Origin of the sequence: Pseudomonas orientalis, assembly GCF_001439815.1 — a bacterium.
In the GTDB taxonomy this organism is placed as follows: Bacteria; Pseudomonadota; Gammaproteobacteria; order Pseudomonadales; family Pseudomonadaceae; genus Aquipseudomonas; species Aquipseudomonas orientalis.
Genome location: NZ_JYLM01000008.1, coordinates 168,115 through 187,502, shown reverse-complemented (window position 1 = coordinate 187,502; position 19,388 = coordinate 168,115). Strand labels below are relative to the sequence as shown.

The following is a 19,388-nucleotide window of genomic DNA, read 5'->3' as shown; positions in this document are numbered from 1 at the left end:
GCAGAGTAGGAGCGAGCTTGCTCGCGAAAAACGTCAACGATAACGCGTGCTTCCTGGATGAACGCGGTGCCTGTGGGTTTTTCGCGAGCAAGCTCGCTCCTACAGTTTATTCAAGTGTCTGTGGTCTCTGGGGGCTGCGGTACTTCCTTGCGTGGCCGGCCACCCTTCTTGCCATTGGCACGAGCGGCGGCGGATTTGGCCGCGCTGCTTTTGCGGCCGTTGCGCGATGCCACCAGGCTGGTAGCCAGGTCCATCAGAGGTTGGCTTGTAGCGATCAGGCCGGTGATCGAAACATCCAAGTCCTGAGCCTCACAGCTAATCGCCTTGCCACCGAAAGTCACTTCCAACTGCTGGAAATCTTTCTCTGAAAACCCTTCGAACTCCGGCAGGCCAGCCACCGGCAACATGACGCGGCTCCCATCGCTGAAGCCAATGGAGAGGCAGTCGTTTTCATAACGCACATTGCTGGCGTTGGCGTACAGGCGTTTCAACCTGCGTCCTCGAGCGATTGCCTTGTCAACGTCGGCATCAGTGAGAGGTACACAAGGTGTGACTTTGGCTTTTATGATTTTCATAAATTAATCCCCACGCAATCTGGCGCTCTTACCAGATTCAAAATAGTCCGTTGCTCTACGACGTCGTGCCTGGCGCTTGAGATGACGTAGACACCTTGTCGAATGACCAACCCTGGAACCAACTCACCAGCGTCCCAATTCCAGGAATGATTCTCCAGGCAAACCGTCTGCAGTTTTTCCCACCAAATCCTGCGTGCCCGCGCCAAGTAATGCCGTTGCATGATGGCCCCGCGTATCTCCTTCAGAACCGACAGGGGTGGCTGCCTCCGTTCAGGCTCCACATCCCATAATTCAACGTCCCCATCCAAGAAACTGAAACGGAAACGCGCATCCCACTCCTTGCCCCTGACATGCACATGGGGCGGGCAATGCTCATCCCTGAGAAATACTGAAATTACATATCCCTTGTAAGCACCTACTCTCATCGTAACCCATCCGTTAGGTTATTTTCCGCCAGGTAACAATTTTCCCGTGTCACCCGACAACCGGCTTCATGCTCACGAAGCTGCGTCAGAGATTAGTAACGACGAACAAACCGGCGAATACCGGGTTGTAACCACTCATGCCAACGGGTTGGGGATACTTGGGCCACGCCCGCAGAACGTGTTCCCTCAGCAATCCGGCGTAACACATTGACTGAAGCTGCCTTGATGATTAACGGTTCGATAATCGAACAACTCCAGCAACTTCGTTTGACCAAATTAACCATTCAGTACATTTTATCTCCACAACCAATAAAAACTGTGGAGACCCCTCTATGCCGCCTATCGTGCTGGTGCTCAACGGCCCCAATCTCAACCTGCTCGGTACCCGCGAGCCCGCCACCTACGGCCATGAAACCCTGGCCGACATCGCCGCCCTGTGTGGCCGCAGCGCCGAAAAGCTCGGGCTGAGCATCGAGTTTCGCCAGACCAACCACGAAGGCGAACTGCTCGACTGGATTCACACCGCCCGCGCCCGTTGCGCCGGAATCGTGATCAACCCGGCGGCCTGGACCCACACCTCGGTGGCAATCCGCGATGCGCTGGTGGCCAGTGAAGTGCCGGTGATCGAAGTGCATTTATCCAACGTGCATGCCCGTGAGGCGTTTCGTCATCACTCCTTTGTTTCGCCGATTGCCAAGGCGGTATTGGCCGGGTTTGGCAGCCATGGCTATCACTTGGCCCTGGAGCATTTCAGCCACTCGTTGAAAGGATGCGCCTGATGAAACCCCGCGTTCTCGCCGGCCTGATCGGCGCCGGCATCCAGGCCTCCCGCACGCCAGCCCTGCATGAACAGGAGGGTGACGCCCAGGGACTGCGCTACCTGTATCGCCTGATCGACCTGGAGGCGCTGCGCCTGGACAGCCATGCCCTGCCCGATCTGCTGCGGGCCGCCGAACAGATGCACTTCACCGGTTTGAACATTACTTACCCGTGCAAGCAGGCGATCCTGCCGCTGCTGGATGAATTGTCCGACGAGGCCAAGGGCATTGGCGCGGTCAACACCGTGGTGTTCAAGGATGGCAAGCGCATCGGCCATAACACCGATTGCCTCGGGTTCGGCGAAGGTTTTCGACGCAATTTCAACGATGTGCCACGCCAGCGCGTGGTGCAGATGGGCGCCGGCGGTGCGGGCGCGGCAGTGGCGCATGCGCTGCTGGCCGAGGGTGTTGAACAGTTGAATATTTTCGATGTGGACATCACCCGCGCGCGCGAGCTTGTGGATAACCTCGCCCAGCATTTTGGCGTCGGTCGTGCCCAGGTCGGCGGCCACTTGGCCAACGCCATGGCCGAAGCGCAGGGTCTGGTCAATACGACCCCGATGGGCATGGCCAAGCTGCCCGGCACACCGGTGCCCGCCGCGTTATTGCACGCCGGGCTGTGGGTGGCGGAAATCGTGTATTTCCCGTTGGAAACCCAATTGCTGCGCGACGCCCGCGCCCTGGGTTGCCGTACTCTGGATGGCGGCAATATGGCGGTGTTTCAGGCGGTGAAGGCGTTTGAGTTGTTCAGTGGCGAGGCGGCGGATGCAGACCGGATGCTGGCGCACTTCCAGAGCATGAACACCTCACTGTAAAAACCGGTGCAAAAATGTGGGAGGGGGCTTGCCCCCGATTGCAGTCTGTCAGTCAGGCATGTGTTGACTGATACACCGCTATCGGGGGCAAGCCCCCTCCCACATTGGTCCCCCGGTGAATTCAAGCCTGCAGGTAGCGCAACACCGACTCGCAGATCATCTCGCGATGCCGCTGCTTGATCGCCTCATCCGACAGTTCGATCTGAAAAATCTCACTGAAGGTATGGCGGTTGGATACACGGTAAAAACTGAACGAGTTGATCAACAAGTGCACATCCAGCGGCTCCAGCCCTTCACGAAACAGGCCCATCTCAGCGCCTCGACGCAGGGTCTCACCGAGCCCCTCGAGGATTTTGCTGTTCATGTCCTTGATCGTACTGGTGCGTTTTACATACTCGGCGTTGTGGATATTTTCGATGCTGACAATGCGCACGAAATCCACGTTCTGGTCATGGTGGTCGAAGGTGAACTCCACCAGCCGGCGGATCGCTTCGCGCGGTTCCAGGGCCGTGAGGTTCATGCGGGTTTCGGTGTTGCGAATATCCCCGTAGAGCTTCTCCAACACCTCGACGTAGAGCTGCTCCTTGCTGCCGAAGTAGTAATAGATCATGCGCTTGGAGGTGTGGATGCGCTCGGCGATGGCGTCCACGCGGGCACCGGACAGGCCCTGCTGAACGAACTCGACAATGGCTTCCTGGAGAATATTCTCGCGGGTCTTTTCCGGATTGTTCTTGCGACTCTTGCGCGGTGCGTCTGACACGGCAGAGAGATCGGGAATCAGGGTCATGGTGCGCTCACGGCGTTTTTATGCAGGCCCGATTATGGGCCGAGGCGCTCCCCGAAGGAAGCACCCCAACTGCCGTTATAAACGGGCCTGGCGCACCGCACCGCTGCGCGACTTGGCCATCGCCGCCAGACGCACCGCCACGTTGGCCGCGCCGTAGCCGGCATAGCCGTTCTTGCGCTGGATGATCTCAAAGAAAAACCGGCCCTCGAAGGCTTCGGTGTAGACATGAAACAGCTCGCCGCCCTGGGCGTCGCGGTCGTACAGCACGTTGTAGTACGCCAGTTCGCTGAGAAACTCATCGTCGAAATCAAAGCGCGCGGCCAGGTCGTCGTAGTAATTGAGCGGGATGTCCAACAGCGGCACGCCAGCCTCCTTGGCCCGGCGCACTTCGGCGAAAATATCCGCGCAATCGAAGGCAATGTGGTGCACGCCAGAGCCGCGATAACTCGATAACGCGTGGGAAATTGCCGTATTACGGTTCTCGGAAATATTCAGCGGCAGGCGAATCGAACTGCAGCGGCTGCGCAATGCGCGGCTTTTGACCAGGCCGTAGGGGTCGGGCAGCACCACTTCGTCGTCGGCCTCGAAATCCAGCAGGCTCTTGTAGAACAGCACCCAGCTGTCGAGGCTGTCGGCCGGCAGGGCCATGGCCATATGGTCGATGCGCAGCAAGCCGCCACTGCTGGCAGCCGCCGGTTGCAGGTTGAAATCGGTGTCGTAGAGCCCGCCTTCGCTTTGGTCCACCAAGTAGATCAGGCTGCCATCCGGCGCACGCACGGCGGCCAGTTCCAGTTCGTTGGGCCCCACCAGGCCGCGATAGGGCTGGCCCTTGTAGGCCACCGCTCGCTCCAAGGCCCTGGCGCTGTCCTTGACCCGCATCGCCATGGCGCACAACGACGGCCCGTGGGCCTCGAAAAAGTTGTGGGCGAAGGAATAGGGCTCGCAATTGAGGATCAGGTTGATATCGCCCTGGCGCAGCAGGCTTACATGCTTGGAGCGATGCTGGCCGGCCTTGGTGAAGCCCAGGCGTTCCAACCAATGGGTGAGCTTGGCGCCGAGGCTCTCATCCACGGCAAACTCGAGGAATTCGATGCCATCGTATTCACTGGCCGCCGGGGTTTCGAAGAGGCTATCCACAGGCGCGACCGGTTGCTGCACGGCCAGGCGCTGACGGGTTTTCTCTTCCAGATACAGCAACGAGCGCAAACCGTCCGCCGCATTGGCCCGCGTCGGTGCGGCGCGAAAGCCGTCGTTGAAAATTTCCAGGGACAAAGGTCCGGTGTAGCCGCTCTGGATTATCGGCGCAAGAAAGCCTGCCAGATCGAATTCGCCCTGGCCGGGAAAGCAGCGGAAGTGCCGGCTCCATTCGAGCACATCCATGGCCAGGATCGGCGCGTCGGCCATTTGGACGAAGAAAATTTTGTCGCCCGGGATTTCGGCAATGGCACTCGGATCGCCCTTGAGGGACAAGGTGTGGAAACTGTCGAGCAATACGCCCAGGCTCGGGTGGTCCACCTGGCGCACCAGGTTCCACACCTGTTGCCAGGTGTTTACATGCTTGCCCCAGGCCAGCGCTTCGTAGCCGATTCTCAAGCCACGGCGGCCGGCGTGTTCGGCCAGCAGGCCGAGGTCATCGAGCAGGATGCGTTCATCGCCCACGCAGTCGGCCGAAGCGTTGCTGCACACCAGTACCAGGTCGGTGCCCAGCTCCTGCATCAAATCGAACTTGCGCTCGGCGCGTTCCAGGTTGCGCGCCAGACGGTCGCGGCGGCAGCCCTCAAAGTCGCGGAACGGCTGGAACAGGGTGATGGCGATACCGAGGTCGGCGCACATTTGTTTAACTTCGCGCGGGCTGCCGTCGTAATACAACAGGTCGTTCTCGAAAATCTCAACGCCATCAAACCCGGCGGCGGCGATGGCTTCGAGCTTTTCCGGCAGGGTGCCGCTCAACGACACGGTAGCGATGGAACGTTGCATGGGTCACTCCCGGCAATTGTTGTTTGTGGCAAATTATTCGCCCCCAGCCTACACGCGGCAATTAAAATGTACGAACCGGTTAGTTTTTAGTGCGATTATCGAACACTATGCCCCTTTGGCGAATTGACGACTTTTTAACCACTGCGCACCATCGACCCTGCACCAAGACCCAGATCTCACCATAAAAATTTCAAAAACGGGTACGACCTCATGCCTCTGCAAAATCCCGCCCTGGCCACGCGCCCCGGCACCCCGCACGCCGGCATCGGCGACAAGATCCGCGGCGCCCTGGCCGTGGGTAAAACCCGCTGGGGCATGCTGGCCCTGGTGTTCTTCGCCACCACCCTCAACTACATCGACCGCGCCGCCCTGGGTGTGATGCAACCGATTCTGGCCAAGGAAATGAGCTGGACGGCGATGGACTACGCCAACATCAACTTCTGGTTCCAGGTCGGCTATGCCATCGGCTTTGTGCTGCAGGGCCGCTTGATAGACCGGGTGGGCGTCAAGCGCGTGTTTTTCTGCGCGGTACTGTTGTGGAGCCTGGCCACCGGTGCCCACGGCCTGGCCACGTCGGCGGTCGGCTTCATGGTGTGCCGGTTCATCCTCGGGCTGACTGAAGCGGCCAACTACCCTGCCTGTGTGAAGACCACGCGCCTTTGGTTCCCCGCCGGCGAGCGCGCAGTGGCGACAGGGATTTTCAACGCCGGCACCAACGTCGGCGCCATGATGACGCCCATGCTGCTGCCGTTGATCCTGCACGTGTGGGGCTGGCAGGCGGCGTTTCTGTGCATGTCGGCGCTCGGTGGTATCTGGCTGGTGCTTTGGGGCTTGAAGTACTACAACCCGGAAGACCACCCCAGCGTTAAACAATCCGAATTGGACTACGTGCAACAGGAAGTCGAGCCGGAACAACCCCGCGTGCCGTTCAGCCGTATCCTGCGCATGCGCGGCACCTGGGCCTTCGCCCTGGCCTACTCGCTGACCGCCCCGGTGTTCTGGTTCTACCTGTATTGGCTGCCGCCGTTCCTGAACCAGCAATACAACCTGGGCATCAACGTCACGCAGATGGGCATTCCGCTGATCATCATCTACCTGACCGCCGACTTCGGCAGTGTGGGCGGCGGCATCCTGTCCTCGTTCCTGATCGGGCGCGGGATGAACTCGATCAAGGCGCGACTGCTGTCGATGCTGTTGTTTGCCTGCTGCATCGTCGGCGTGATCATGGCGGCCGGCTCCAGCCAGTTGTGGGTCGCGGTGTTCGCCATCTCACTGGCCATCGGCGCGCACCAGGCCTGGACCGCCAACATCTGGAGCCTGGTGATGGACTACACGCCCAAACACATGATGAGCACGGTGTTCGGTTTCGGCGGCATGTGCGCGGCCATCGGCGGCATGTTCATGACCCAGATCGTCGGCCACATCCTCACCGTGACCCACAACAACTACACACTGTTGTTCACCCTGATTCCGGCGATGTATTTCATCGCACTGGTGTGGATGTACTTCATGGCGCCGCGCAAGATTCCTACGGTAGACGTTTAATTTACCGACGCCGCTGCTGCCAGGCAGCGGCCAACCCGCTCATGCAGATCACTCCGATGCCGACCACCGTGGTCATGTCGGGGGTATGGCTGAACACCAGCCAGCCCAACAACCCCGCAAACACGATCTGGCAATAGCCGAACGGCGCCAGCAAGGCCGGCGCCGCGAAGCGGAACGCCTGGGTGAGCATCAAATGTGCGGTCATCCCGCAGGTGCCCAGCGCCAGCATCATTGCGCCGTGCCACAGGGTGGGCACCTGCCAGAAGAACGGCACCATCGCACTCATCACCAAGGTGTTGCACAGGCCGGCGAAAAAATTGCTGGTGGTGGGACTGTCGTATTGGCTGAGAATGCGCGTGAGCAATTGGTAGAAACAGAAGAACAGCGCCGAGCACAGCGGCAACAGCACCGCCGGTGTGAACAGCTCACCGCCCGGATGGATGATGATCACCACGCCGACAAACCCGCAGATCACCGCCAGCCATTGGCCACGTGTGACGTGCTCGCCAAGCAAGGGCACCGACAGCGCCGTCACCAGGATCGGTGCGAGAAAGTTCACCGCCGTGGCTTCGGCCAACGGGATGTAATGCAGCGCCGTGGTGAAGAACAGGCTGGTGCCCAACAGGCACAACGCCCGCACTACCTGCATGCCCGGCCGTTTGCTGCGCAGCACGCGCAGGCCCGATTGGGGCAGGAAGATCCCCGCCATCAGCAAGGTGTGCACCATGTACCGCGCCCATACCACCATCACGATCGGGTAGAACCCGGCCAGGTATTTGGACAAGGCGTCGTGGCTGGAGAACAGGAATGTTGCCAGCACAATCAGCAGGATGCCTTTGAACGGATGGTTGACGCCGGAAAGCGGGGTACTGACAGTCATTGAATTCTCTTGTGTGGCGAGGGGAACGCGATTGCACTCAACCCAGTAATCTAGCAGCCGACCATGCACCTGCCCCAAGAGCATAACCAAACACCGGGCGAACAGCGCACTAAATCAGCAGATTTGAGTCCAACCCTGCACGCATGCCCCGGCGTTGCACACTTTTTAATCAAGGCCCTGCCGCTATGAAAAAAATCCTGTTTGCCCTGTCTGCTCTGGCTCTGCTTTCTGCCTGCGACAAGACCCCAAAAGAAGCCCCGAAGCCTGCGCCCGCCTCCGTACAGGCGACCCTGGTGCCCGAGACCCCTCCTACCGATAAATGGGTCGGCAAGTGGATCGGCGTCGAAGGCTTGAACCTGAACATCGCCAAGGACGACAGCATCGGCCGCGGTCATTACCTTCTGACCATGCAATATGGCCTGGATGCGGATGCTTCCGGCACGTTCAAGGGCCAGGCAACCGATGACGGCATCGCCTTCACCCGTCCGGACGGCCCCCAAGTGCTGCGCGCCGGGGACGGAGCAGCCACTGGCCTGAAGTGGCTGGCGGATAAAAAAGACTGCCTGATTGTCGCCCCCGGCGAAGGCTATTGCCGCTGATTACGACCATACTCCTTTCATATTTTTGCCGGACCGTTAACAAGAGGATTGCCCCATGCTATGGAAAAAAGGCCGACGCAGCGACAACGTGGTCGATGCCCGCGATGACAGCGGCGGCGGTGGCGGTGGTATGCGCTTCGGTGGCGGCAAGGGCCTGAGCCTGACCGCCATCGTGCTGATCGTCGGCATCGGCTGGCTCACCGGCCAGGACCCGATGCAGATCCTCGGCCAGTTGACCGGCCAGATGGAGCAGGCGCCGTCGGTCAGCTCGCAGCCACAGTCGCGCCAAGCGCCACCGGCCAATGATGAGCAGGCCGACTTCGTGCGCGCCGTGCTGGGCGACACCGAAGACACCTGGGGCCAGGTCTTCCAGGAAAACGGCCTGGCCTACAAGAACCCCAAACTGATCCTGTTCCGTGGCCGGGTGAACTCCGCCTGCGGTGGCGCCACTTCGGCCAGCGGCCCGTTCTATTGCCCGGCGGATCAGCAGGTATACCTGGACCTGGATTTCTTCCGGGAAATGTCGCAACGCTTCCAGGCCGCCGGCGATTTCGCCCAGGCGTATGTGATCGCCCACGAAGTCGGGCATCACGTGCAAACCCTGCTCGGTATCTCGTCGAAGATCCAGGCCGCGCGCCAGCAAGGTCGCCCCATGGAAGGCGACGGTGGCCTGCTGGTACGCCAGGAACTGCAGGCCGACTGCTTTGCCGGCGTGTGGGCCAACCGCGCACAAAAACGCCTGAACTGGCTGGAGCCCGGCGATATCGAAGAAGCCCTGAACGCCGCCAACGCCATTGGCGATGACCGCCTGCAGCAACAGGGCCAGGGGCGCGTCGTGCCGGACTCGTTTACCCACGGCACCTCGGCCCAGCGCGTGCGCTGGTTCAAGACCGGCTTCGCCCAGGGGCAGATATCCCAGTGCGATACCTTTAATGCCAAGAGTCTCTAAATGAATAAACGATTGGGGTTACTGCTGGGTGTGTTGGTGTCCTGTTGCACCCTGGCGACCGAACACGGCGTCAAGGTGGTCAGCCCCGATCGTTTTCATCTGGAGGCCGGCGACCTCAGCCTCGGCTTGAGCCAGGATTGGCGCCAGCCGTTGCCCAAGGTCACTCGTGCGCTGATCATCGTGCATGGCCGCCTGCGCAATGCACAGACCTACCTGCAAAGCGGCATCGACGCCGCCAACCATGCCGGGGTTGGCGGCAACACGCTGGTGATCGCGCCGCAGTTTCTCAATCAAGCGGATCTGAAGCGTAACCACTTGGACGATCAGGTATTGCGTTGGAAGGGTAACGACTGGATGGCCGGCGAACCCTCCACAGGCCCCGGCCACCTCAGTTCCTACGCTGCCCTCGACCAGATCATCAAGCACTTGGGCAACCGCACACTGTTCCCGGCGCTGAAAGAAATCGTCATCGCCGGGCATTCCGGTGGTGGCCAGGTGGTACAACGCTTCGCCCTTACCGGCCACGACCATCCGTTGCTGCAAACCGAAGGCATCAGCCTGCGGTACGTGGTCGCCAACCCATCGTCCTACGCCTACTTCAGCCCGCAGCGGCCGGTGCCGTTCGATACGGCCAGTTGCCCAGGCTTCAACGACTGGAAATATGGCATGCAACACCTGCCGGATTACGTCGGTGATCAAGGCGCCCAGCAACTGGAGCAAGCCTATGTGTCACGCGACATCACCTATCTGCTGGGCCAGCAGGACACCGATCCCAACCATCCTGCGCTGGATAAAAGCTGCGAAGCCGAAACCCAAGGCGCGTATCGGCTGATTCGCGGGCACAACTATTTCGACTACCTCAAGCAGCGGCATCCGCAGCTGGGTCACAGGCTGGTGGAAGTGCCGGGGGTTGGGCATGACGGGGACAGGATGTTTACGTCGCCGCAGGGGCAAAAGGTATTGTTTCCACAATAATCATTGAAGAAACCCAATCAAAATGTGGGAGGGGGCTTGCCCCCGATGGCGGTGTGTCAGCTAAATAATTACTGGCTGACACACTGCAATCGGGGGCAAGCCCCCTCCCACATTTGATCTTTATTGCCTGGGTTAAATCATTCGGCGCAGCGCTGCACAGTCCTCGGCATGCCAATCCGCCAACTCTGGCCACGGGTTTTCCGGCAGGTTCACCAACACGGTCCTGGTCCCCGCTGCCCGGCCACAGTCCAGGTCAAAACGATAATCCCCCACCATCACCATCTCGCCGGGTGCCACGTCCCAGGCCGCCGCCAGTTTCAGCAACCCACCCGGGTCAGGCTTGTGCGGCGCATCATCACGTCCCAGCACGTCCTCAAGGGCAAAGCAGTCCGCCAGGCCAATCGCCTCCAGGGTGATATGGGCCAGCTCCCGCGCATTGCGGGTCAGAATCCCCAGGCGATAACCGCGTGCGGCCAGCTCACGCACCAGTTCCACCGCGCCCTCGGCGGCCACCGAGCCCAGCGCCAGCTCGCGCTCATGCTCCAGCAGCCAGGCATGTTTGGCCGCCGCGATATCCGCCGGCAACGCGGCAAGGTGCGTGAGGATGTCGTCTTCGGCGGGAATTTCCAGCGCCATGCGGATGGCTGCAAAGTCATGCACCGCCACCGTGAGGGTGCCGTCCATGTCAAACACCCAATGCCGGACGTCGGCCAGGCTCATGCCCAGTCCTTGCGATGGCGGATCAAGCCTTCCTGGGTCACCGAGGCCACCAGTTGCCCGGCGCGGTTGTACACGCTGCCACGGGAAAACCCACGGGAATTGCCGGCCCAGGGGCTGTCCATGGCATACAGCAACCAGTCATCGGCGCGCAGGTCGGCGTGAAACCACAGCGCGTGGTCGAGGCTGGCGACCTGCATGTCTTTCTGCCACACGGTCTTGCCGTGGGGCAGCAGCGAGGTGGTCAGCAGGCCGAAGTCCGAGGCGTAGGCCAGCAGGTACTTATGCAATGCCGGCGCATCGGCCAGGGCGCCATCGGCGCGAAACCACACGTACTTGACCGGGTCGGACGGCTGCGGGTTGAACGGGTCTTTTTCGGTGACCGGGCGCACTTCGATGGGCTTGGGGCACAGCAGCTTGTCGCGCATGTGCTCGGGGATCAGGTGCGCGCGCTGCTGGGTCAGTTCCAGCTCCGACGGCAGGTTCTCCGGACCGACCACCACGGGCATGGTGGTCTGGTGCACGAAGCCTTCTTCGTCGTACTGGAACGAAGTCGTGCAGGTAAAAATCGGGTGGCCCTTCTGGATCGCGGTGACGCGGCGCGTACTGAAACTGCCGCCGTCGCGCACGCGGTCCACCGAATACACCACCGGCAGCGCTGCGTCACCAGGGCGCAGGAAATAACCGTGCAGGGAATGCACGTGACGCGCTTCTTCTACAGTCTGGCTGGCCGCCGACAGCGACTGGCCGAGCACCTGGCCACCGAACAGTTGGCGAAAACCCAGGTCCTGGCTGCGGCCGCGAAAGAGGTTTTCCTCGATCGGCTCCAGGGTCAGCAAGTCCACCAGATCTTCCAATACTTGGCTCATTGAAACTCTCCTCAAAGCAAAACGGTATCTACCTGTAGGAGCGAGCTTGCTCGCGAAGGTCGTTAATGGTGACGCGGGGTTCCTGATACTCCACGGCGCACTTGCGTTCTTCGCGAGCAAGCTCGCTCCTACCCGTGCAGCGTGTCCAACCATTGGGCGCGGGTGATGCGGTACAAAACATGGGCGCACAGCGGGTCATCCGCTGCGACTTTGGGGTGCTGGAAATCTGCCTGCGGATCGTAATGCATACCGATGGCCTGCATGACTTTTTGTGAAGGCAAATTGGCTTCGGTGGTGAAGGCGACGATTTCATCCAGCTTCAAGCGATCGAAACCACAGCGCAATGCGGTCCAGGCCGCCTCGCTGGCGTAACCCAACCCCCAATGTTCGCGGGCCAGGCGCCAACCGATTTCCACCGCCGGGGTGAAGCCCGCTTCAAAGCTGACGTTCTGCAGCCCGGTGAGGCCGATGAATTCGCCGGTGTCCTTGCGTTGCAACGCCCAGAAGCCAAAGCCATATTCGGCGAAGTGACCGCGAATCCGGCCAATCAGTGCGGCGCTTTCCAGGTGGCTCAACCTGGCCGGGAAATAGCGCATCACCTGCGGGTCGGCGCACATCTGCGCAAATGCCCGCAGGTCCCTGTCACGCCATGGGCGCATGATCAGGCGCGCACTTTCCAATTCCAGTATCGGCTCCATGGGGCCCCTCTCCTTGCCATGTGCGTGAGTGTACAGCGCTGGTAAGATCCGACGCAGATTCCCGTCAGAAAATCCCATGCCCTTGCCATTGATCTACCACGATGACTACAGCCCCGAGTTCCCGGCGGACCACCGGTTCCCCATGGACAAGTTTCGCCTGTTGCGCGACCACCTGGTGGACAGCGGCCTGACCGAGGACAGCCAGTTGTTGCGCCCGCAACTGTGCCCGGCGCAGATTCTGGGCCTGGCCCACGACCCCGGGTATATCGAACGCTATATGAGCGGCGAGTTGTCTCGCGAGGACCAACGGCGCCTCGGCCTGCCGTGGAGCGAAGCCCTGGCGCGCCGCACCGTGCGCGCGGTGGGCGGCTCGATCCTGGCGGCAGAGCAGGCGCTGGAACACGGTCTGGCCTGCCACCTTGCCGGCGGCACCCATCACGCCCATTACGATTACCCGGCGGGCTTTTGCATCTTCAATGACCTGGCGGTGATCAGCCATTACCTGCTGGCCAGCGGCCGGGTCAATCGGGTGCTGATCTTTGATTGCGATGTACACCAGGGCGACGGCACCGCGCGCATCCTGCATGACACGCCGGATGCCATCACCGTATCGCTGCACTGTGAAAAGAACTTTCCGGCGCGCAAGGCCCAGAGCGACTGGGACATTCCGCTGCCGATGGGCATGGGCGATATCGACTACCTCAAGGTGGTCGATGACGCGCTCAATTACCTGCTGCCGCTCTACCAACCGGATCTGGTGCTGTACGACGCAGGCGTGGATGTACACAAGGACGACGCACTCGGTTACCTCAAACTGACGGATGCCGGCGTCGCCGCCCGCGATGAAAGCGTGATGCGTCACTGCCTGGGCCGCGATATTCCGGTCATGGGCGTGATCGGTGGCGGCTACAGCAAGGACCGCCCTGCCCTGGCGCGCCGTCACGGCATCCTGCATCACAGCGCGCAGCGGGTGTGGACGTCATCAGGTTGTCATTGAAGTGTGTGCGTTACCCACAATGCCTGTGGAACCACCTGTGGATAACTTGAGCGTAACGGTCTGCAAGCAAGTGGCCGTATGGCTTGTAGGAAAGTGTACGTTTTTTGATCAGGCAGCCGTGCCTTCGTCGGGTAGAATGCTCGGCCTATTCACACCACCGTAGCCTTGCCCATGCCTCAGACTTCTCCCCCCTCTGTCTCCATTATCGGCGGCGGCCCCGCCGGGCTGATGGCCGCCGAAATCCTGAGCCAGGCAGGCGTGCGGGTGGCGCTGTACGACGGCATGCCTTCGGTGGGGCGCAAATTCCTGCTGGCCGGCGTGGGCGGCATGAACATCACCCACTCCGACGCCTACCCGGCGTTCCTTGCGCGCTACGCCGAACGCGCGCCGCACATGGCGCCGTTGCTGCGCAGCTTCGGGGCCGAGGCGTTATGCGAGTGGATTCACGGCCTGGGCATTCAAACCTTTGTCGGCAGCTCCGGCCGCGTATTTCCTACGGACATGAAAGCCGCACCGCTGCTGCGTGCCTGGCTCAAGCGCCTGCGTGACCAGGGCGTGGTTATCCACACCCGGCATCGTTGGATGGGCTGGAATGCCGAGGGTGATCTGCTTATCCACAGCCCGGAGGGCGAAAAAGTTGTCCACAGCGATGCCGTGCTGCTGGCCCTGGGTGGCGGCAGTTGGTCGCGCCTGGGCTCCGATGGGGCCTGGCTGAATCTGTTTGAAGGCAAGGGCCTTCCCTACGTGCGGCTGCAACCGAGCAACTGCGGGTTTGAAGTATCGGAGTGGAGCGAGTTGATGGTCAGCAAATTTGCTGGCGCACCGTTGAAAAACGTCGCCATAGGCTTGGGGGACGACAAGCCTCGGCTGGGCGAATGCGTGATCACCGCCACCGGTATCGAAGGTAGCCTGATCTATGCGCTGTCGGCGCCGATTCGCGAAGCGATCAACCGTGACGGCGCCGCCACCGTGCATATCGATCTGCTGCCGAGCAAGCCGCTGGACAAGGTGCAGGCTGCACTGGCCAAGCCCCGTGGGTCGCGATCGATGAGCAAGCATTTGCACAGTCAGTTGGGGTTGGACGGGGTCAAGGCGGCGCTGTTGCGTGAGCTGGCGCCAACTGAACACTTTAATGATCCAGCGCAGTTGGCGGTGGAGATCAAGGCGTTGCCGCTGACCTTGGTGAAGACCCGACCGATTGATGAGGCCATCAGCACGGCAGGTGGTGTGCCGTTTGAAGCGTTGGATGAGCGGCTGATGCTCAAGCAACTGCCTGGGGTGTTTTGTGCCGGGGAGATGCTGGATTGGGAGGCACCGACCGGGGGGTATCTGCTGACGGGGTGTTTTGCCAGTGGCAGGGCGGCTGGGCTGGGGATGGTGGAGTGGCTTAAGCGCTGAGAGGTGTGGCGGATTCAAAGCCGCCATCGGGGGCAAGCCCCCTCCCACATGTTTGAATTGTGAATACCGTCAAGTGTGGGAGGGGGCTTGCCCCCGATGAGGCCATCAGCCCCACCACACAATCACTTCTTCTTACGCGGCCCCGTATTAAACACCGGCACCTTGCGCACCGGCTTGATCGACGGCTCCACCGGCGCCGCTTCACCGCTGTCCACCCACTTGCCCAGATTGCGCTTACCGCCACCACCGGATGTTTTGGGCTTCTTCGGCTTTTTCGGTTTCTTCACCACCTGCCCACTGGCATCGGTCTCCGGCACGCGGTGCTCAGGTACGAAATCCGGCTCCATTTTGCGGGTCAGGGTCTGGCGCGTGAGCATTTCGATGGCCGAGAGCATGTTCACTTCATCGGCACACACCAGGGAAATCGCCTCACCGGTGTTGCCTGCACGCCCGGTACGGCCGATGCGGTGGATGTAGTCTTCGGCAACGATCGGCAGGTCGAAGTTGACCACCAGCGGCAGGTCTTCAATATCCAGGCCACGGGCCGCCACGTCGGTGGCTACCAGAATCTGCACTTCGCTGGCCTTGAAACGGTCCAGTGCGCGCTGGCGTGTGGCCTGGGGTTTGTCGCCATGAATGCCGTCGGCATTGATGCCCAGGCCCTGCAACTTGTCCACCAGCGCGTCCACGCCGTTACGGGTCTTGGCGAACACCAGCACCTGCTTCCAGCGGCCCTTGCGCATCAGGTGCACGAACAGTTCCGCCTTGCGCTTTTTATCCACCGGCACCACCCACTGCTGCACGGTGTTGGCGGCAACGTTGCGCGGGCTGACTTCGATACTCAGCGGATCGTTGAGCATCTGCCCGGCGAGCAGGCGGATATCATCGGAGAAGGTCGCGGAGAACAGCAGGGTCTGGCGTTTTTTCGGCAGCATGCGGTAGATGTTCGCCAGCTCTTCGGAGAAACCCAGGTCGAGCATGCGGTCGGCTTCATCCAGCACCAGGGTTTGCAGCTGATTGAGTTTCAGCGCGTTCTGGCGGAACAGGTCGATCAGTCGGCCTGGGGTGGCGACCAGAATGTCGACGCCCTTGCGCAGCTTCATCATCTGCGGGTTGATGCTGACGCCGCCGTACACCGCGTAGGTGGTCAGCGGCAGATGCTGGGCGTATTCGGCGACGCTGGCGTGCACCTGCTCGGCCAGTTCACGGGTGGGGCACAGGATCAGCGCACGGGCCGAGTTGGCGGCGACTTTCGGCCCTTCCATCGTCAGCAGTTGCAGCAGCGGCAAGGCGAAACCTGCGGTCTTGCCGGTGCCGGTCTGGGCGGCGGCCATCAGGTCGCGACCGGCCAGCACCGCCGGAATGGCTTGCGCCTGCACCGGCGTCGGGGTCTGGTAGCCAAGCGTCTCAAGGGCGCGCAGCAAGGGTTCGATCAGGCCAAGTGTGGCGAAAGTCATGTGTTTACCGTAGGAAAAATTCAGCGCATGGGCGTAATGCGCGGCAGTTTACCTTATTTCCGGCTTGGGCTTGCGCCACTGCGGCAGGCTGATCAGCAACACCGCGCTGATGATCACCAGCATTGCCAGGGCTTCTTCCAGGCCGATGCTCTCGCCGACGAACACAATCCCCAGCAACACCGCCACCGCCGGGTTCACATAGGCATAGCTGGTCGCCGCCGCCGGGCGCACGTGCTTGAGCAGGTACATATAGGCGTTGAAGGCGATGATCGAGCCAAACACCGTCAGGTAGGCCAGCGCCAGCCAGCCCTCCAGCGGCGGCATGGCCTGCAGGTGTTCGCCGGACAACGTGCTGACGATCAGCAGCGCCACCCCGGCCACCAGCATTTCCGCGGCACTCGCCATGGCGCCCTGGGGCAACGGCACATGGCGACTCCACACCGAACCGAAGGCCCAGGACGCCGCCGCCATCAACAGCAACACCGCGCCCAGCGGGCTCGACTGCAAGGTGCTGCCCATGTTGAGCATGGCGATGCCGATGATCCCCAGAATCACCCCGGCCCATTCCAGACGCGTATTACGCGCGCCCCAGAAAAAACCACACAGCAGGGTGAACAACGGCACGGTCGCCACCGCCAATGCGGCCACGCCGGACGACACACCCATATGTTCCGCCACGCTGACGCCGCCATTGCCTACGGTGAGCAGCAAAATACCGATCATCCCGGCGGCCTTCCACTGCGGCCAGGTCGGCGCAGGCACCCCGCGCCACCGCAGGTAGCCATACATCAACACGCCCGCCGTACAAAACCGAATCCCTGCCAACAGCAAAGGCGGCCAGTACTCTACGCCGATGCGAATCACCAGGTAAGTGGAACCCCAGATCACATACAACGCAAAAAAGGCGGCGATCAACGGTAAAGGAAAACGACGTGGGCCAGGCATTGGGCGGCTCTATGGCAGGAGATGGGAGGCTTATTCTAGAAACGAAGCCGCCTGAACATAAGTTACAAAACCTGTTTAAAGCGCCCATACACTTTTCAAACCATGGTTATGAAGGCTATAAACCGTGCTTTCGAAAGCAACGCGTAACTGGAGCCTTATCATGGACAAATACGACCGCATGCTCCTCAGTGCCCTGCTCGAAGATGGGCGCGCGTCCTACGCGCAACTGGCGCGCACGGTAAACCTCTCCGCACCCGCCGTGGCCGAGCGCGTGGCCAAGCTTGAGGCCTGCGGCGTGATCACCGGGTACCAGGCCAAGGTGGACCTGTCCAAAGTCGGCCTGCCGATTCAATGCGTGATTGAATTGCGGCTGACCAATCACGGCAGCCAGAAGGTGTACGACGCCCTGGCGCAAATTCCCGAGCTGACCGAATGCCACCGGGTGACCGGCGACCCGTGCGTAATCATGCAGGCGGCGGTGAGCACCATGCCGCAGTTGGAGGACCTGATTAATCGCGTGGCGAAGTTCGGGTTCAGCAAGACGTCGATCATCTTGTCGAGCGCCATAGAGCGGCGGGTGCCGCTGGGGCAGTTGGAAGCCAATGGGAAAAATGGTGGCTGACCCGCCGCCATCGGGGGCAAGCCCCCTCCCACACTTGATTTGTGAACACCTTCAAAATGTGGGAGGGGGCTTGCCCCCGATGGCGTCATTAGCTTCATCGCAAGACCGATCTCTTTCATTTGCGGGACGTTTCCGAGTGACCTTTCGCGCCTTGTTCTGATTAATTCCCACAGATAATCTCCCCCATGTCATCGGCCCTTCGATGACCGGAAGTGCAAGCCGAAATTGACGGAAGGAGCGAGTTAAATAACCTGGAGTTATCAACATGGTCAAAGCAACTTCCGCATCAACCGACACCCGTGCAGACTTCCTCAGCGAAGACGCCCTGCTCCACCGTCGTGCCATCGACTACTACCTCAAGGCCTCCGCCCCGGATGCGCCGATTTTTATCCTGAATGACAACCTGAGCTTCGAAGACGCCCTGGCCCATGCGGCGAGTTGTTGCATTGCGCGGTGGAGACGGCCCACGCGTCGGGTGAGGTGATGAAGGCGCCGCAGCGGGCGGTGATGCATTTGGTGGAGATGGCGAAGGGGGTGGTGGATCAGGCGTTGGAGTGTGCGCAGGCTCGATAGGCGCCGCATAACTAAATGTGGGAGGGGGCTTGCCCCCGATTGCGGTGTATCAGCCAGCTTATTTGTAGCTGGCCCACCGCTATCGGGGGCAAGCTCCCTCCCACATTTGGATCGTTGGTGTTCTTGAGAGTGTGGCGGGTTCAGAACCCGCGATGTTTCTTCAGGTGCTCATTGATCTTCGCGGCAGGCACTTTCTGCAAGGTGCACAACAGGTCGTGGGACAGTTCGCGCAGGCCGTGGGTCTGGCGCAGTTCCCGCGCCAGGTGCGCCGTCAGGTTGGCGGCCATCTCGGCATCCGCCAGCGCCCGGTGAGCCTGGCCGGTGTGGGGCAGTTGGGCGTAGCTGTTGAGGGTGCCGAGCTTGTGGTTCGGTGCCGCCGGCATGAGGCGGCGGGCCAGCAGCAGGGAGCAGGCGAATTTCTGCAGGCGGGTGCGGCGGATCAGGCCCAGTTCAAAGTCCCAGAACTTCTGATCGAACGCGGCGTTGTGCGCCATCAGCGGCGTGGTGCCGACGAACTCATTGACCTCGTTCATCACCCGCTCGGCCGGTGGCGCGTTGCGCAGCATGGCGTTGCTGATGCCGGTGAGTTGCTCGATAAAGCCTGGCACGCGCACGCCGGCATTCATCAGGCTCTGGTAGCGGTCGACAATGTGCCCGCGCTCAAGGATGACCACGCCAATTTCCGTGGCCCGGCAGTGGCTGCTCGGGGTGATGCCGGTGGTTTCAAAGTCGATGACCGCTATACGTTCCAAACCTGTTCCAACTCC

20 protein-coding genes and 1 pseudogene are annotated in these 19,388 nt (G+C 61.1%); 10 read left to right on the top strand and 11 right to left on the bottom strand.

The genetic code is table 11. From position 1 onward, the window contains the following. Window positions 1-110: 110 nt before the first annotated feature. Together TU82_RS20010 and TU82_RS20005 are read right to left on the bottom strand one after the other, a co-directional pair. The gene (locus tag TU82_RS20010; RefSeq protein ID WP_057724953.1) at window positions 111-575 is read right to left on the bottom strand and encodes a DUF2442 domain-containing protein; all 465 of its coding nucleotides are present in this window, start codon (window positions 573-575) and stop codon (window positions 111-113) included. Then, a complete protein-coding gene (locus TU82_RS20005) occupies window positions 572-1,000 on the bottom strand; it encodes a DUF4160 domain-containing protein (RefSeq protein ID WP_057724952.1) in 429 nt (142 codons plus the stop codon). Before TU82_RS20005 ends, TU82_RS20010 begins: the two co-directional genes overlap by 4 nt. A 332-nt stretch (window positions 1,001-1,332) precedes the next feature. On the opposite strand from TU82_RS20005, the gene aroQ reads away from it, so the two are divergent. Together aroQ and TU82_RS19995 are read left to right on the top strand one after the other, a co-directional pair. Further along, complete coding sequence (gene aroQ, locus TU82_RS20000; protein ID WP_057724951.1) at window positions 1,333-1,779, top strand: type II 3-dehydroquinate dehydratase; 447 nt, start codon at window positions 1,333-1,335, stop codon at window positions 1,777-1,779. After that, window positions 1,776-2,633 carry a shikimate dehydrogenase gene (locus tag TU82_RS19995; RefSeq protein WP_162276165.1) on the top strand — a complete coding sequence of 286 codons (858 nt, stop codon included), beginning with the start codon at window positions 1,776-1,778 and terminating at the stop codon, window positions 2,631-2,633. The genes aroQ and TU82_RS19995 overlap by 4 nt, the downstream gene beginning before the upstream one ends. Before the next feature lie 121 nt (window positions 2,634-2,754). Here the strand turns inward: TU82_RS19995 and TU82_RS19990 are convergent, their stop codons facing one another. Both TU82_RS19990 and quiC read right to left on the bottom strand, forming a co-directional pair. Further along, window positions 2,755-3,420, bottom strand: a complete 666-nt coding sequence (locus TU82_RS19990; protein WP_057724949.1) for a TetR/AcrR family transcriptional regulator — start codon at window positions 3,418-3,420, stop codon at window positions 2,755-2,757. Between the two features lie 75 nt (window positions 3,421-3,495). After that, complete coding sequence (gene quiC / locus TU82_RS19985) at window positions 3,496-5,397, bottom strand: 3-dehydroshikimate dehydratase QuiC (RefSeq protein WP_057724948.1); 1,902 nt, start codon at window positions 5,395-5,397, stop codon at window positions 3,496-3,498. Between the two features lie 210 nt (window positions 5,398-5,607). Between quiC and TU82_RS19980 the strand changes: the two genes are divergently transcribed. Further along, window positions 5,608-6,942, top strand: coding sequence for an MFS transporter (locus TU82_RS19980; RefSeq protein ID WP_057724947.1), 1,335 nt, complete (start codon window positions 5,608-5,610; stop codon window positions 6,940-6,942). A 1-nt stretch (window position 6,943) separates the two neighbouring features. Here the strand turns inward: TU82_RS19980 and TU82_RS19975 are convergent, their stop codons facing one another. Further along, the gene (locus TU82_RS19975) at window positions 6,944-7,822 is read right to left on the bottom strand and encodes a DMT family transporter (RefSeq protein ID WP_057724946.1); all 879 of its coding nucleotides are present in this window, start codon (window positions 7,820-7,822) and stop codon (window positions 6,944-6,946) included. A gap of 185 nt (window positions 7,823-8,007) precedes the next feature. On the opposite strand from TU82_RS19975, the gene TU82_RS19970 reads away from it, so the two are divergent. From TU82_RS19970 to TU82_RS19960, 3 genes are read left to right on the top strand one after another with little or no spacing between them, the layout of a single operon-like run. Beyond that, on the top strand, window positions 8,008-8,421 hold the full coding sequence (locus TU82_RS19970) for a lipoprotein (RefSeq protein WP_057724945.1): 414 nt from the start codon (window positions 8,008-8,010) through the stop codon (window positions 8,419-8,421). Window positions 8,422-8,476: 55 nt separating this feature from the next. Further along, a complete protein-coding gene (gene ypfJ, locus TU82_RS19965) occupies window positions 8,477-9,370 on the top strand; it encodes a KPN_02809 family neutral zinc metallopeptidase (RefSeq protein ID WP_057724944.1) in 894 nt (297 codons plus the stop codon). After that, complete coding sequence (locus tag TU82_RS19960) at window positions 9,371-10,345, top strand: alpha/beta hydrolase (RefSeq protein WP_057724943.1); 975 nt, start codon at window positions 9,371-9,373, stop codon at window positions 10,343-10,345. It begins immediately after the preceding gene. 132 nt (window positions 10,346-10,477) lie between these two features. Here TU82_RS19960 and TU82_RS19955 read toward each other — a convergent pair whose 3' ends face one another. The 3 genes from TU82_RS19955 to TU82_RS19945 all read right to left on the bottom strand — a co-directional run bounded on the left by TU82_RS19955 (window position 10,478) and on the right by TU82_RS19945 (window position 12,629). Beyond that, window positions 10,478-11,065 carry an HAD family hydrolase gene (locus TU82_RS19955; protein WP_057724942.1) on the bottom strand — a complete coding sequence of 196 codons (588 nt, stop codon included), beginning with the start codon at window positions 11,063-11,065 and terminating at the stop codon, window positions 10,478-10,480. Next, the gene (tesB, locus tag TU82_RS19950) at window positions 11,062-11,931 is read right to left on the bottom strand and encodes an acyl-CoA thioesterase II (RefSeq protein ID WP_057724941.1); all 870 of its coding nucleotides are present in this window, start codon (window positions 11,929-11,931) and stop codon (window positions 11,062-11,064) included. Before tesB ends, TU82_RS19955 begins: the two co-directional genes overlap by 4 nt. A 128-nt stretch (window positions 11,932-12,059) precedes the next feature. Then, window positions 12,060-12,629: a GNAT family N-acetyltransferase gene (locus TU82_RS19945; RefSeq protein ID WP_057724940.1), complete on the bottom strand. Its 570-nt coding sequence runs from the start codon at window positions 12,627-12,629 to the stop codon at window positions 12,060-12,062. Between the two features lie 76 nt (window positions 12,630-12,705). Here TU82_RS19945 and TU82_RS19940 point away from each other — a divergent pair, with 76 nt between their 5' ends. Both TU82_RS19940 and TU82_RS19935 read left to right on the top strand, forming a co-directional pair. Then, window positions 12,706-13,626: a histone deacetylase family protein gene (locus tag TU82_RS19940; RefSeq protein WP_057724939.1), complete on the top strand. Its 921-nt coding sequence runs from the start codon at window positions 12,706-12,708 to the stop codon at window positions 13,624-13,626. Window positions 13,627-13,797: 171 nt separating this feature from the next. Continuing rightward, window positions 13,798-15,024, top strand: coding sequence for a TIGR03862 family flavoprotein (locus TU82_RS19935; protein WP_057724938.1), 1,227 nt, complete (start codon window positions 13,798-13,800; stop codon window positions 15,022-15,024). A 122-nt stretch (window positions 15,025-15,146) separates the two neighbouring features. Here TU82_RS19935 and rhlE1 read toward each other — a convergent pair whose 3' ends face one another. Further along, window positions 15,147-16,481, bottom strand: coding sequence for an RNA helicase RhlE1 (gene rhlE1, locus TU82_RS19930; protein WP_057724937.1), 1,335 nt, complete (start codon window positions 16,479-16,481; stop codon window positions 15,147-15,149). Between the two features lie 48 nt (window positions 16,482-16,529). After that, window positions 16,530-17,426 (bottom strand): drug/metabolite exporter YedA, encoded by an 897-nt coding sequence (yedA, locus tag TU82_RS19925; protein WP_057724936.1) that lies wholly within the window; start codon window positions 17,424-17,426, stop codon window positions 16,530-16,532. Between the two features lie 160 nt (window positions 17,427-17,586). Here yedA and TU82_RS19920 point away from each other — a divergent pair, with 160 nt between their 5' ends. Together TU82_RS19920 and TU82_RS19915 are read left to right on the top strand one after the other, a co-directional pair. Then, entirely contained in the window at window positions 17,587-18,048 is a 462-nt protein-coding gene (locus TU82_RS19920) for an Lrp/AsnC family transcriptional regulator (protein ID WP_057724935.1), read from the top strand. 265 nt (window positions 18,049-18,313) lie between these two features. Beyond that, window positions 18,314-18,621 (top strand): annotated as a pseudogene (locus TU82_RS19915) (DUF3077 domain-containing protein). 140 nt (window positions 18,622-18,761) lie between these two features. Here TU82_RS19915 and TU82_RS19910 read toward each other — a convergent pair. Beyond that, window positions 18,762-19,373 (bottom strand): 3'-5' exonuclease, encoded by a 612-nt coding sequence (locus TU82_RS19910; RefSeq protein ID WP_057724934.1) that lies wholly within the window; start codon window positions 19,371-19,373, stop codon window positions 18,762-18,764. Window positions 19,374-19,388: the final 15 nt, after the last annotated feature.

Coding starts and splice junctions, on each gene's coding strand:
- TU82_RS19945 (WP_057724940.1), bottom strand. CDS start 12,629: ATGGAGCCGATACTGGAATTGGAAAGTGCGCGCCTGATCATGCGCCCA.
- TU82_RS19980 (WP_057724947.1), top strand. CDS start 5,608: ATGCCTCTGCAAAATCCCGCCCTGGCCACGCGCCCCGGCACCCCGCAC.
- TU82_RS19955 (WP_057724942.1), bottom strand. CDS start 11,065: ATGAGCCTGGCCGACGTCCGGCATTGGGTGTTTGACATGGACGGCACC.
- TU82_RS19975 (WP_057724946.1), bottom strand. CDS start 7,822: ATGACTGTCAGTACCCCGCTTTCCGGCGTCAACCATCCGTTCAAAGGC.
- rhlE1 (WP_057724937.1), bottom strand. CDS start 16,481: ATGACTTTCGCCACACTTGGCCTGATCGAACCCTTGCTGCGCGCCCTT.
- yedA (WP_057724936.1), bottom strand. CDS start 17,426: ATGCCTGGCCCACGTCGTTTTCCTTTACCGTTGATCGCCGCCTTTTTT.
- tesB (WP_057724941.1), bottom strand. CDS start 11,931: ATGAGCCAAGTATTGGAAGATCTGGTGGACTTGCTGACCCTGGAGCCG.
- quiC (WP_057724948.1), bottom strand. CDS start 5,397: ATGCAACGTTCCATCGCTACCGTGTCGTTGAGCGGCACCCTGCCGGAA.
- TU82_RS20005 (WP_057724952.1), bottom strand. CDS start 1,000: ATGAGAGTAGGTGCTTACAAGGGATATGTAATTTCAGTATTTCTCAGG.
- TU82_RS19920 (WP_057724935.1), top strand. CDS start 17,587: ATGGACAAATACGACCGCATGCTCCTCAGTGCCCTGCTCGAAGATGGG.
- TU82_RS20010 (WP_057724953.1), bottom strand. CDS start 575: ATGAAAATCATAAAAGCCAAAGTCACACCTTGTGTACCTCTCACTGAT.
- TU82_RS19935 (WP_057724938.1), top strand. CDS start 13,798: ATGCCTCAGACTTCTCCCCCCTCTGTCTCCATTATCGGCGGCGGCCCC.
- aroQ (WP_057724951.1), top strand. CDS start 1,333: ATGCCGCCTATCGTGCTGGTGCTCAACGGCCCCAATCTCAACCTGCTC.
- TU82_RS19990 (WP_057724949.1), bottom strand. CDS start 3,420: ATGACCCTGATTCCCGATCTCTCTGCCGTGTCAGACGCACCGCGCAAG.
- TU82_RS19940 (WP_057724939.1), top strand. CDS start 12,706: ATGCCCTTGCCATTGATCTACCACGATGACTACAGCCCCGAGTTCCCG.
- ypfJ (WP_057724944.1), top strand. CDS start 8,477: ATGCTATGGAAAAAAGGCCGACGCAGCGACAACGTGGTCGATGCCCGC.
- TU82_RS19960 (WP_057724943.1), top strand. CDS start 9,371: ATGAATAAACGATTGGGGTTACTGCTGGGTGTGTTGGTGTCCTGTTGC.
- TU82_RS19970 (WP_057724945.1), top strand. CDS start 8,008: ATGAAAAAAATCCTGTTTGCCCTGTCTGCTCTGGCTCTGCTTTCTGCC.